Origin of the sequence: Bacillus oleivorans (genome assembly GCF_900207585.1) — a bacterium.
Taxonomy (GTDB): Bacteria; Bacillota; Bacilli; order Bacillales; family JC228; genus Bacillus_BF; species Bacillus_BF oleivorans.
In genome coordinates this window covers 22,801-36,315 of record NZ_OAOP01000009.1, presented here as the reverse complement: position 1 = coordinate 36,315, position 13,515 = coordinate 22,801, and the positions used below count along the sequence as shown (strand labels likewise).

11 protein-coding genes are annotated in these 13,515 nt (G+C 34.1%); all 11 read right to left on the bottom strand.

The annotated features are described in order from the left end of the window. Positions 1 to 13 precede the first annotated feature (13 nt). The 11 genes from CRO56_RS17335 to CRO56_RS17285 all read right to left on the bottom strand — a co-directional run bounded on the left by CRO56_RS17335 (position 14) and on the right by CRO56_RS17285 (position 13,369). A complete protein-coding gene (locus CRO56_RS17335; protein ID WP_097159889.1) occupies positions 14 to 772 on the bottom strand; it encodes an NIPSNAP family protein in 759 nt (252 codons plus the stop codon). A 224-nt stretch (positions 773 to 996) separates the two neighbouring features. After that, positions 997 to 1,344 carry a DoxX family protein gene (locus tag CRO56_RS17330; protein WP_245855975.1) on the bottom strand — a complete coding sequence of 116 codons (348 nt, stop codon included), beginning with the start codon at positions 1,342 to 1,344 and terminating at the stop codon, positions 997 to 999. Between the two features lie 8 nt (positions 1,345 to 1,352). After that, positions 1,353 to 2,264: an RNA polymerase sigma-70 factor gene (locus CRO56_RS17325; RefSeq protein ID WP_097159887.1), complete on the bottom strand. Its 912-nt coding sequence runs from the start codon at positions 2,262 to 2,264 to the stop codon at positions 1,353 to 1,355. After that, a complete protein-coding gene (locus CRO56_RS17320) occupies positions 2,242 to 3,543 on the bottom strand; it encodes a phytoene desaturase family protein (protein ID WP_097159886.1) in 1,302 nt (433 codons plus the stop codon). The genes CRO56_RS17325 and CRO56_RS17320 overlap by 23 nt, the downstream gene beginning before the upstream one ends. A gap of 437 nt (positions 3,544 to 3,980) precedes the next feature. Continuing rightward, complete coding sequence (locus CRO56_RS17315; RefSeq protein ID WP_097159885.1) at positions 3,981 to 5,642, bottom strand: TnsD family Tn7-like transposition protein; 1,662 nt, start codon at positions 5,640 to 5,642, stop codon at positions 3,981 to 3,983. A 10-nt stretch (positions 5,643 to 5,652) separates the two neighbouring features. Beyond that, positions 5,653 to 7,389, bottom strand: coding sequence for a TnsD family Tn7-like transposition protein (locus CRO56_RS17310; RefSeq protein ID WP_179714330.1), 1,737 nt, complete (start codon positions 7,387 to 7,389; stop codon positions 5,653 to 5,655). Positions 7,390 to 7,400: 11 nt separating this feature from the next. Further along, on the bottom strand, positions 7,401 to 9,038 hold the full coding sequence (locus CRO56_RS17305) for an ATP-binding protein (RefSeq protein WP_097159883.1): 1,638 nt from the start codon (positions 9,036 to 9,038) through the stop codon (positions 7,401 to 7,403). Beyond that, the gene (locus CRO56_RS17300; protein WP_179714329.1) at positions 9,038 to 11,161 is read right to left on the bottom strand and encodes a Mu transposase C-terminal domain-containing protein; all 2,124 of its coding nucleotides are present in this window, start codon (positions 11,159 to 11,161) and stop codon (positions 9,038 to 9,040) included. The genes CRO56_RS17305 and CRO56_RS17300 overlap by 1 nt, the downstream gene beginning before the upstream one ends. Beyond that, entirely contained in the window at positions 11,142 to 11,987 is an 846-nt protein-coding gene (locus CRO56_RS17295) for a TnsA endonuclease N-terminal domain-containing protein (protein ID WP_097159881.1), read from the bottom strand. Before CRO56_RS17295 ends, CRO56_RS17300 begins: the two co-directional genes overlap by 20 nt. Before the next feature lie 110 nt (positions 11,988 to 12,097). Further along, a complete protein-coding gene (locus CRO56_RS17290) occupies positions 12,098 to 12,544 on the bottom strand; it encodes a hypothetical protein (protein WP_097159880.1) in 447 nt (148 codons plus the stop codon). Between the two features lie 12 nt (positions 12,545 to 12,556). Next, the gene (locus tag CRO56_RS17285) at positions 12,557 to 13,369 is read right to left on the bottom strand and encodes a hypothetical protein (protein WP_142305220.1); all 813 of its coding nucleotides are present in this window, start codon (positions 13,367 to 13,369) and stop codon (positions 12,557 to 12,559) included. Positions 13,370 to 13,515: the final 146 nt, after the last annotated feature.

Below are 13,515 nucleotides of genomic sequence, written 5' to 3'. Positions count from 1 at the left end.
ATATAAGCAACCTTCAACCACGCAATTGTGAGCGTGATGTAGGAGAAAGCTTCTTTATCTCAGGCTTTCCATTTAAAGAGCTCTCCAATACTTCTTTTATTGCTCCCTGCCATCGTTCGGATTTTTCAAGAATGTTTACGTGTTCTTCATATGCTTTTTCATTCATAAAACTAGAGAAATAAATAAACAAATTCTCTCCCTCTCGGACAGGAAGTTGAGGAAAGTTATTTTCACTCTTTTCGGTCACGAAATAAGCTAAGATTCTAGAACCTGATGCCGTCAATTCAGGTTTAAGTGAGTCTTCGAAAAATTTGATGAATTCATCTCCGACTGGTACATCGAAATAATAAGTTGTGATTACAACTAACTCTTTAGGAACATCGTTTGCATCATATGGAGGACGCTCATTTTCGAGTGAGAAACTTGAATTGGAATGTACAGGACGTAAGAGTAGTGCATTGGATGAGTCAACCATTGTTGAGTTTGCCAATTCTCGATGTTTCTTCCAAACAGGGCCAAAATAAAAAGCTGACAGTGCTTCACCTCTTCTTTGCATATCGGGAAATCCCCTAAGCCAGACAAATCGGTTTGAATCGTCAAGGTCTCTAAACTGACCTATAATTTTCATGCCAACCTCTTCTTGGCTCTCAACAAATTCTTTATCGAATAACTCGATCAAGACATCCCTTTGTCCTGGATGAAGTGTATACTGTCTTAGTTCAACTACGGGGCTGTAATTTTTTAAAGTAGATTTTGCTTTACTTTGATTCAAGTTGAACCCTCCTTCTTATTCAAAATTGTTGTTCTAGACAGAGTCCAAGCTCTCCCTTCTGACCGGAACTAATGTTCTTGTTTCAATCACATTATATCCTTTAAATTCCAGAATTCAAACAAATTTTATATTATGGCCTTCAGCAAGAGCTTGTTTTGTTAAAATCCGACCTGTTGGACCATTTGTTCCAAAAATAACGATTTTCATAGTTCTGCTCCTTTCACTTAGTTCACTGCTATTCCCAATATTAGTGAGCTTGCTGGAAACAGTAGGAACGCTGTTGCTAGACCAATCGAATAATCACGCACCCGCAAATGGGTTATAATTGCTCCGATGTAAAACAAAACTAGTCCGGTTGCAGCGGCATCGCCGATCAATGGAATGAAAAATCCAACGATTAGCCCGATTGCGCCAGCTGCTTTAAGAACCCCTAGTAAATTTACCCACGATAATGGAACTTTCGCGCTGGCCATTTTAGTAAGGACCTTCTCATAGCGAATGAAATCGAGCGTAGCAGAGAACAAGTTGGTTAGGATAGCTAAGAATGTTACAACAACGTAGAAAATAAACATACCCGGCATCACCTTTCCCCCTCAAAATTCAGATTATCCAGATGCCGCAGCTTATCTGGATTGGCTACGGCATAAATTGTTTCAATTTTATTATTATGAAAAGCAAAGGAATACACATATTCCGAGGCTTCATCATCTTGCAAAACTTCACGGTTTACACGAATCCTTATCCCCGGCATTCCGTTCACCAGTACGTAGAAGTACGTAAATTGACTTGCAAATTTATTGAATATATATTGATGAAATTTGATAACTTGCTCAAGCCCGACAACAGGGACCCTCGCCGCTCGTACTTTTCCACCGCCATCCGTAAAATAAACCACATCTTCACTGACCAACTCGAGCAGTTTGTTTGTGTTTCCCTGTAATAGGGAGTTTACAAAATCTTTAACCTTCTCCTCGGCAATCGTTATTGATGGGTTCTGAGTCGGATCAAAATGAATACTTTTTTGAGCACGGTGAAAAATTTGCCGACAATTCGCGCTGCTTTTCCCCAGCATTTCTGCGATTTCATCATAGGGATAGTGAAATATCTCACGGAGAAGAAAGACCGCTCTTTCCACAGCATTTAACTGCTGTAATAGTAACAGATATGCCGTAGTTAAGGACTCTTTTTGCAAACATGCATCTGATGGATCGCTGTCCAGAGGCATTGTTTCAATCAATGGTTCCGGAAGCCAAGGTCCGACGTACAATTCCCGTTTTTTTGCCGATGAACGCAAAAGATCAAGACAACGATTCGTCACGATTTTGTATAGATAAGCTCTCTCATTTTGAATCACTTCAGTTTCAGGAATTTGTTCATATTTTAAAAAGGTTTCTTGCACAATGTCTTCCGCATCCATTACACTCCCAAGCATTCGATAAGCTAAAGCAAAGAGCGGAGTTTTATAAGTTTTATACAATGTCTCTGTGTTCATTTTTAGAATTCCTTTCCTTTCTCTCCTGAGAGAGAATATGTTCAATGGCACGTTTGGCGCTTGCGGTTGCCGCATCGACTAGAAGTTCACCATGCGTCACCCAATCCCCTGCTACGTAAAGCCCTTTAATTTCCGGTACATCAGGTCCAGGGTTCACTTGACGCTTAGTATGCATAAAATCATGACAAACCGTGATTTTAGGCAGGTATTGCTGAGTAACTAACTCATTTCGCCAGCCGGGCTGAACCAAATCCAAGGTTTTTTGAAGCTCCAGCAAATCTTTATCTGCATCGGTTTCTTTTCCTTGATACTTGATCACGGAAATGACTTGATTGCCATCGTCACTTAAACAGGCTGCACGTGACTGATTGGTTAAGAAGACCGTTTGATCAATCCCGTACACGAATTGCTGTTTCGGCTTAAGGAGACGACGCAGGGCTACATCCAAACAAGCAGCAGTGATTTCAATCGCTTGTGCTTTCCACGTATGAAGCAAGGTTGCTTCCGCATGAGGCACGAGTTCATAGGCAATGGCTGGCGGTGTAGCAAGAACGATATTTCTCGCCTCGATCTTAGTACCATCTTTACACTTTACATATTGTACGTTTCCATTTTGATGCTCGATAGAAACAACCTTGTTCCTCGTTAAAAAATGTACTCCATGATCAGAGGCTTTTTCCCACAACTCATCAACTAATGTACCCCAGCCTCTGTCGAGATACATCACCCCTTTAAGGGAATTTTTCAGCTGATTCAACACAGGTCCGGCAGCTTGCAAGTCTGGCGCAACCACATAGCTTGCTGTACGCAGTAAAGCGTAAAATAAATTTCGTACCATGGGATCATGCAAGTTTCCTTCTACCCATTCTCGGAGACTTAGTTGATCGTATTGGTGAGTATCAAGATTACCAAGCTTCGTGAACCAAGCTGCAAGCTCCATTTTTCCCTTCCATGATAAAAGAGGCGTGCTGAATAACGATTTCACTCCCAAAGGCATCGTATTTAATTTTCCTTTCCAAATCCCATAACCGGCGATTGAAGGTTTCTTTCCTTTTAAACTCAGCCCCAATTCCCGGAACGTTTCATAGGCATCGCCAAAATATAAGGCGTGCCCGCCTAAATTGAAGTAGGCTCCCTTTTTCTTGTTGGTCATCGCCCTGCCGCCCATGCGGTCGAGTTTTTCTATAACAATCGTTTTTTTTCCTGCTTTCACTGCATAAAGGGCGGCGGTTAAACCGGCGATTCCTCCGCCCACAATTGCCACATCATATTTATCCATTTAGACTCATCCCTTTCGGTTATTTACAAGTATGACGGACATAGGATGCAGAGTGTGACAATAATCTAGAAAATGAATCGGCACAATTTGGGCAGTGAAACTGAATACAGCGGGAGAGCGAATCTCCGGAACGATGAGGTCAGGTGAAATAATATGTATATAGGGCTAAAGTTTATTTAAACAAAAAAACAGTATTAGCAAGGATTTGCCAATACTGTTCTCTATTTTTTGTGACATATTACATCTAAATTTGTGACATCTAATGTTTGAAAAAATTTATTTAAAATCACAACAGGTGTGAAGAACAAACTCAATCATACCCTAAATTATCTTCAAATACTGATTCTTACGTTAGTAAAATGCAAGATACAATCAACTCAACCGTGCCTTAGTTTTTTCATTACTGTTTATTTTGCCTACAACTCAATGTGCCCTAATTAATGATAACTTACCATACTTCGTTCTTTCCTATATACTTCTTCTAAGAATACTCGATGTTTATCAATATATTTATTGGTATTTTCTAAATATGGTAACTCTTCATGCAACCCTAAGTTACTTACTGCATTAGACAACCAGTAATATACATTTTTTTTCCGTCGGATTATACCTTCCTTAACAATTTCTTTCATGTAAATAAGTACTTGCTTGTCTCTTTTTCTTAGTAAATCCGTATTGCTATTATTTACTTTTTGGGAAAGATTATTTAATTGGGATTTGAACCAAGCACTATCATTACTTTTTAAATATGCATATAAGGGTAAATCCATTAGTTTTAACTCAATAATGGACTTCTCCTTATTTCTTTCAACCAACCTAATCCATTCATTTCTCTTATTATTAGTAATTGACTCATCTATAGTTACATATTTATTTCTCTTCAATAATATCTCTTCAACTTTTACAGAATTTATATTGACTTTGTTTGAAATTCTACTAATGTCATAAGATTTCTCGTAGATGCATTTGAAAATATAAGACTCCCATTCTTCATTATAAAACTTTCTAGTCCTAACAAATTGCCAACCCTTTGTTCGGAATAATTTCTCGTATCTAACGTTACATTTATCGCACGTAAACTCGAATACAACCTCTTTATAGGTATCCTGTTTAAACAATTGAATATTATTAATAACATGCTTTTTATAATGCATGCAAAAAGGATTTAGACATTCGAAAGGGGCCAGTTCCCCTGTAGGAAGTCTAAACTTATTATTTATGAAGTCACATAAAGATCTTGATAAAAAGTTAATAAATACAAAAATTTCTACTGAGGTTAAATCATAGTGGAAGTTTAGTGGTGAATTATGTATTATTTCAAAAATTTCAAAGTTAAAATTTATCAAACCTAAAAATTCAATTCCAAAAAAACTTATTATATCCTTTTCTAATTTCCTAACATCCACTTTTCCTGATTCTGTTACAAAGCCTTTTTCTATAAATAGGAGATAAAAAGTTATGGATCGGGTTTTTTCATCGAGTTTTAAATCATTATTGCTCAGGTACAAGCTTTGCTGAGCAAAATTATCAGCATGAAAAAGAGTTTTCGTCGATAATTTTCTTATATTTGTAATAGATAAGTGAAGCTTTAAACTTGGAGCATCTTTTGATATATGACTATTCTCTAAACTACATTTGTGAGTTGGACAAATTACAACAGTGGGATACTGGTGAGACACTCTCAGATAAGTATCACTTAGCTCCTTAAGGTCTAACTCTAAACACTTGGGACAATATTTCAGGTAATACAAATTCGATAGTATATATTGTTGACTTTGTCTCGTTCCTAAATAGCTTTTTCCATCAATCATATAACTATATAGCCAACCTCTATCATGATGAGATAAAAAATTAATGTAATAACCAAATAATGTGTGAGACCTTAAAAATTTTTCTTCATTTGAAATACCAAAATATTTTAGCTTTTTAATGAAACTTCTCATATTTTTAGGTAAAAAAGGATTTAGTTTAGTGCGCCCTGATATACCTATTTCTTCAAGCGTCTTACTCTCCTTCAGATTTAAGCTCCTTGCGTGAAACCGCGCTAAAATACTATGCCATAGTTCATCCTTATATATAACCGGAAAATAAGTAAACATAAAATCACCACTAAAAATTAAATTGTTTCTTCCATGTTTCAAGTCTAACTTTGTATTCTAAAGAAGATTCAACAATCGACTCAATAAATAATTTGGTAAGTGGTAGTTTATTGATTTGATTTTCAATCAAACTAAGTTTATTAATTGAAACCGCCAAATACCTTTTTGTAACTCGAATTGGTTTGGAAGAATCATCTAAATTGTCCATAAAATCCTTAAGGAGGTTCAAAATTTCCTCATCTCTTTTATCCCAATCCACCCTTTTATTAACATGTGTTTTCTTAATGGATGGAGAATTCTTGTCTAACCATTCTCTATCATTTCTATATAACCATGTATAGACATTAGGAATTAGTTTTCGGAGTTCTGTTTTTGTATATGTTGGATTCGCGTGTTTTGTTGTAATCCAGGTATTCCGATACTCAAGTAACATGTTATTTGTTAGTGTGGAATGCCTTTTAATAACACCTTGTGTTTGTTGTTTATAATATTTTACAACAGTTCCAACATCAACTTTTAAAAGTTGCGCTGTTTTCCTATAACTGTACTTTTTCTCTTCAATATACTCTATTACCCTTATTTTCCACAACCTACCATAGTCTCTAACAAACCTATAGGTAAATTTATCTTCATTTGTACGGTCAGGTCCCAGTCGGGTATATTGAAATTCACATGAACATGTAAAGACACCGATTGGCTTACCTGTATCCGAACACCTCTTTACCAATAAATCTGTGACTACTAATTGTTTATAGTGATCAGCTGCAGGGTTAAGACAAGGGAATGGACCCTTACCAAATGGACTCGAATAATCCATAGCCTCTATTCTACAAACTTTTTCACCTAAAAATTTTAATAAAAGTATATGTCTGATTGGATGAAAAGATTTTCTTTGTTTTCGCGTAATAGCTCTTAACCAGCAGGAACCTTCTTCGGAAGAGGGGACTGATTGTAGAATCTCAAGAATTTCTTTTCCATAGAATGACATAAAATCAGTATATAATTCATATTGTTTAACTCTTCCACTTAGTGAAGTATAACCTTTGGCTTCGAGTAATATTTTGTAAAAATTTGAAATATCCGCGGAACTAATACTAATGTTATTGGAAAGAAGGTTTGTACTTTCTAATGCTATACTATATAGAAGTTCAATTTTTCTTAGAGTTAAGTTTTCTCTAATACATCTATTACGAGGGGAGGAAACACAGTTGTATGAAGAGGGAGTTATTAACTCCATATTTTTACTTCTGAATAATAACGCACTATAAAACAAATGAGTCTTATGTATTGGGCAAATTAAAACACTAGGAAGCTGGTGAGATATCCTCCAATAAGATTCACCATTGTTTCTAAAATCTTCTTCTAGGCAAGTAGGACAAAATCTAAAGTATTTTAATTCCTTTACTGTACTTGCAACCGAACCGATTAGCATATGTACATTCTTTCTATAGGATGTCTTTATTTCCCTGATGATTTTTTCTTTTTGAGATTGTTCAATAAAGCTAGTAAAGTAATGAAAAGGGGTGTACTTATAAAGTATCTCTAAGTAACTAATACCAAATAACCTAAGTTGTTTTTCTAAAAATTCAAGGTTTGAAGGAAAATCAGTAGATAATAAGGTTCTAGTATCACCAAACAGTTCCGATAAAGTCTCTCTAACGCTCATATGAGGACTTTGCTTATAATAACGTGCAAGAATACTATATAATAATTCGCCATCATAAATTTTCGGAAACCATCCCAACATGAAAACCATCCTTAAAATAGCTTATTGTCAGAAAAAGGTGCAATGATTAACCCTTTTTCTAATAGGGAATCATGCGCAGCCTTCCTTTCTTTTCTACCATTATCAACTATTTTAAAGATAATATTCATCTTCCTTTTACTATTTGAATTTATTTCTTTTGCCTTTTTTGAATCGTTTATTTGATTAATAATTGTTAATGCTTTTTGAACTGCTTCTTGCTTTCCTATGTTTTTATTTTCATTGATAACCCTCTTTGCAGTACTTTCTGCTAATTTTTCATTAACATCTAGATTTATAAGAGTTAAAATCACTTTCTCGAGTATAGACAATTCTTTCTGTTGTCTAGTTCCTGCTAACTTTTCTTTCTGCTGAAGTATTCTATCTCTCATATTAATTACAGGCTTTTTATTTTGAATAAAATCTTCTATATCAAATGGGGTTATATCATCATACTTAGCTATCTCTTCCGGAATACCTCTTTTTAGCGCCTCAAGCATGTCTTGTACCATTCTCAAATATTTCTTTTTTACTTTAATTATCATGTTAGGAGAAATTTTTTCTTGTCCAGACTCTATTGCATATGATTGTGCTAATAAAAATAGTTTTACAGCAATATCAACAATACCTTGACTTTCTTCATAAATTACATTTCTCCATGTATCTGTTAGTTTAACTTTTTCTTTAGTCCATTGATATTGCCACATACTAGTTATTAATACTTCCCAATTATCGTCATTCTTCATTTGTTCCCAAATTAACTCTCCATGCCCACCAGCTCTTCTAGCTTGTCTAAAATTGATTTGAAGTAATTCTTTAGCTTTTGTAGTCCCTATAAGCATAATTGGAATGCCAATTTCATTTACTAAAGTGACTAAAAAATTCATCATACTATTTGAGACTTCATCCTTAGCAGTTAAAAGATGTTGAATTTCATCAATAATTAATACTCCCAAACAATGTGCTCTTGCTAATTGGCCTACACGAATTATCAGGAAACTCAATGAGTCACCTTTTTTACCAAACTGCTTAAAGTAGGTGGTTCCTAATACATCATCTATTTTCGTAAAAAAATCCAAGCATAGCGTCTTAGGAGACCCATCATTCGGACAGTTTAGTTTAAGCCAAGGTATTTGAACTATATTTAAGGGATACTGATGAACAATTGCTTTTGGATAGAGTGACAAGACTCGTTCTACGGAAGATGTCTTTCCCATTCCAGAAAAACCTATAATCGATAAACTAGAGGCTGTTTTACTTATATTAGGCGAAAGGCCTAGTGGTTCATTATTTTCTAGTCTTTTATGTAGTTCAATAAGTGTTTCGGCATGTGATTTATCTTTGGGATTTCGATAAATGTAGCCACCTCTGATTAATCTTGAAAACCTAGCTTCTAATTCAAGTGTTTTTTCAAGAGGCTGATAAAATCTAGTTAAGCGAAGAAGTGAATGATATCGATGGTGTGCAGATAAGTTTGTCTCTTTTTCATTATATTCAGGAAGAAAACTAAGTTGTTCGAATGCATCTTCTATTGACAGAATAGGAGGAAGTGCCTCTATCAAAGGATTTCCCTGATAATCAGCAACTTCTTGCGGTTTATAATGAGCAATAAAGGCATATTCTCCATTGTCCAATTGAATTAGCTTATCCATTACTTTTTCCGCCCTCTGTTAGCAAATAATTGTTTTATTGGAACTTTTAGCGTGCTATTTTCATTTTGGATCTCGGTTTCGGAATCCGGAATAACATTAAATTCTTCATTGATATCCAGTTTAATGGCCTCTTCATCCCGACGTTCTAATTGTTCTTTTCTTCTGTATTCTTTAATATTTTTTGTCCTTGCAGATTTAGTTAATGATTTATCCAATTTCTCCTTTTTAATCTTATTAGCATCTTTTACGATGCTTTCAATGCTAGAATAAAAGTTAAGTTCATTTTCTAATTGTGTATGTTCAAATTCTCTATAGTCATCTTTCTCAAACTCTATAAGTTGCTCAATTTCTTCTATAGTTTTGTTGTTATATCCACTATGATGTTCGAGAAGAGTACAAGTAACAAACAGGTTTTCATCTTGAGTGTGTAAGTAAATTGTATCCATGTTCCTTGGATCGTAAGAAAATGCCACTTTCCAAGTTCCTTTTTGTCTTGCCCTTGAAAACCACCCATCTTGTATGGCTTTTTGAGTTGTATAAAGCATTTTTTTATATCTGATTCCTTTTTCAGTCACAGTGGCAGTATCTCTAGGTAATAAATAGAATTTTACTTTATCAATACCATGTTTATGTAATTTACCAGCAGCATTTTTAACTCCCCATTCCCATAGTTTTATCGGGATAGGTTGAACATTATCCTTAATTTGTTCTTCGCTTCTAACATAATCATCCATATAAAAATTATTGTTATAAAACAGGATAAATCGAATTAAAACCTTCGTATAATCTTCGATAGTAAGGCTTGCTTCTAATCGGTAATCATTGGCTCCTCTTTCACCGTGGTCTTCGTGGACATAACCTGGTAAAAACGGCTTTATTTTTTCCTGTGAAGTATCGAATAGCTTTTCAACAATACCTTTCCAGTCTGGCCGATAAGGCGGGGTATTACTAATATGTGGACCTAAACCTTCAATTAAATGATCAACACCGTGGCTAGCTAACTCACCTCTATCACCAATTATATTACTTGGTAAATGTTTTGATGGCCACATTTCAGGAGTTATACTGATTCCGAACTGTTTGCAGTATTCCACCTTATCCGAGCAAGAGTTGACCAGTCCATTCATCATGGCTTTCCAAGATGCATTTTCTAATCCCACATAGAGTCCCGTGATTAGGTGAGTAGAAACATCAACAACAAAATAGGTTGTTGGTCTACCAACAATCCAGTTTGGATTAAACCGGTTTACTAAATATATATTACTAGGGGTAGCATCTATTTGATAAAGATCACCGGGACCTTCCGTTTCTGCTGTAGAGGAACCTGTAATTGCTCTAAAATTTTGTTCAAATTTATTTTTACCTATTCGCCCAATAGTAACTTCATCGCTATCAAATTCCTTTTTAAACCAATATTCAAATTGTCGAAAGGTTGGTCTCTCTTCTTCGGGCTTTAGTACAAGTTTTTCATTACCATCCTCATCAAAGTATCTTAATTTAATATAATAATCAGCCAACATTCTTTTAAATGCGTACCTTAAAGAAGGCTTTTTCTGACTTAAATAATATTTTTTTACTGATTTTTCAAATTGATTTTTGATCTCTTCAGTAATTACAATACCTTTTTTTCCGTTCTTTTTGGGTCTCCCGGTTTTTTTCTTATAATTAATTGCCACTTCTGTTAATGAGTAATCAGGAAAAAGGCAATCTTTAACCATACCTCTTTGCCAATATTTCCTCAAATTTTTATAAAAAGTGTGGTGTGAACCAATGTTATGTTTGGTCATAGCCTCCATAATAAGGATTTTTCTCTTTTTTGCATCAAAAATTGAAGGCTTTGCATTTACTAGTTCCTTAATATAAAGCCAGGTTCTATCCCTGTGATTAATGTCTTTTTTTGTTGGGGTTCTATTAAAGAAGAATCCCTTATCAATCTGGACTATATATTCACCATTTTTTATTTTTTCTTGTACATCCTTAATTTTAATGATAAATGGGACTGCTTTTTCTAAATTGATGTCAATAATATATGCGATAACATAGCCAGAATCAATCCATAAAATCCGATATGTTTTTTCTGCATCAAGATCTACAATAAGCTCATTAACTGATAGAACTTCCATAACTTCTATCGATACCTCCTTGTATAGATATTTCATTTAATGAAATCTTGTGAGGTTGAATAGCTTTTTCCATATCGTTGCTTAAGAGATACTTTCGTGCATATAGATGCCGAATAAAATAAATACTGGAACCATCATCTAAGTTGTAAAGTGAGTCGAATTCATTACAACAACTTATTAATTTCTTTTCCGTATGCTTATGAATTTGGGAATTTAGATATTCAAGAAATTGTAAACTCATTTCCTCTTCTTCATGATTTACGAGATCATAATATTCATGAATGTATTTAAGATTTTTAAAAAACTGTTTAGACAATATTTTTTCGTCTATAACAATCCATTCTACTCCCTTATCCTCCCAATACTGCCTTTCAATTTCAAGTTTTTCCATTACTCTTGGGTCTTCAAGTTCTTCGCTAGGTTTTATTGACCGGGCTAAATAGCATATTTTATTTTCTACTCGACTAGTTACCAAAAAATCAGTGGTCATAACTATAGGGGTTTGAGTGCTGCTCTCAAAAGGGTGAGGGATATTTTTTTCTGCGGCAATCTTAAGAGTCTCCTCTCGATTAAGTGGGAATTGCTCTCTTATATCTACAACTTTATTGCTCCATTCCAAATAATAAAAGTAGGAAAGTTCTAGATCAGAAAGTAATTGATGCTTTCTTTTAGTTTTCCAACCCTTTGGGCGATGCGATCTGCCTTTACTAGGTACATCTTGAATTGTCAGCCAAGGAAGGTAATTACTAAGCTCACCAGATCCTCGACCTTCTTTATAAAATCTTGCAATTTTATCTTCCGTCCATGTATACCTACTATTTGACAAAAATCTCACCACCAATGCGACAACATTTACTAATTATTAACAAAAAAACTCACAATTTTCAACAGAAATTGTAAGTTTTTTCTACCTAATGCTTCAAGTAACAACTCAACTCAGTTAAATATATCGCTATCATCATTTATAAAACTTTTTGAGTATAAATTTTTAACTACTTTAGTTGTGTCTTCGGAACCAAGTATAGTTCCTAAGACATTCAAAAATTCAGCTTCATTATTACATTCAAAGTCAAAATCAATAAACACATCATCTACTTTTGTTGAATTTAAAGTAATGGCAACTGGATAATCTGTTTCTGGCATAGAATACATAGTAAATAATGTATAGGAATAGCCGTCTAGGTAGGGTGCTACAATCTCAAAGTTGGTTGCTAGGCCATATCTTTCATCAGCTTTTATTGTTAAACTTCTTGTTGAGGTTTTTAATAATAACTTACCATCAGTTTTCTTTTCAAAGAGGTCTCCTTGTTCTTTTAAAATACCTTGTGGCATTGACTTTAAATCACTTTTATTTAACTTACTAAACCCCCATAAATCCCTCATAGTATAATCCTCCTAAAAAATTGAAAATTTTAATGGTAAGTGATCGGAATATAAAGCAGAATTAGGTCTGCCATTATCTCTAAGGAGTGACTTTTCTCCAATTCTACTTATAATTTCTAAATCATTAAAATTAAAGTGTTCCATTAGACTTGGGCGTATAAGAACTTGATCAAACATATTCCATATATAACTTGTTGGTTTATTATGATAAAAATATGTGCCTAATACTTCATTGTTTATATTTCCATGCAATGTCCACATAGGGTTATAAAAATATTTATATTTCGTGTTATAGATGGTTCGATGAATTTTTAGTGCTATGTCCTTATCCATAATTGCATTAAAGCCATATGCAGATACCATTAGTTCAGAAAATGGATTTAAATTGAAATCACCTACAACCATAGTTTTGTCTGTTTTTAAATCTTCTTCATATATTTCAATTTCTCTCTTGATTTGTGCAGCTTGGGCACCAATTTCATTCTCAGAATTATGTAGCATACTAGGTAGATGTAAAGAAGCCAAAAGTAAAAGTGAATTTCTAAATTTTAACTTAAATAATGAATAGAAAGTTCCGTCATGATATTTATTTATTCGTTTTCCAATGTTATGAAATAATAATGTTCTATTAGATGGCATAGGCAATTCGACAGTAAAATTAAAGTCAATCTTCTTAAGACTATTTACAATGATTTCTGAGTCAATTCTATTGGCTTCACTTAATATTAAGATGTTTATTTTACGTTCTTTACACAAATAGGATATCGCAGGAACTGTCTTTATATTATTTTTTATATTCCAAAACAATATGTTGATATTTATCACTCCTTCCTTTTTTTTTATTAGAAGTTTAACATTTCTTCAATCTTTCCTGCTACGGTTGCAATGAAGAATAGGTATTAGAACATGGTTATTAAAAGTGATCTTTTTTGCATTTGTCCTCCTTTTAGATAAGAAAGTCATTGTTTGGA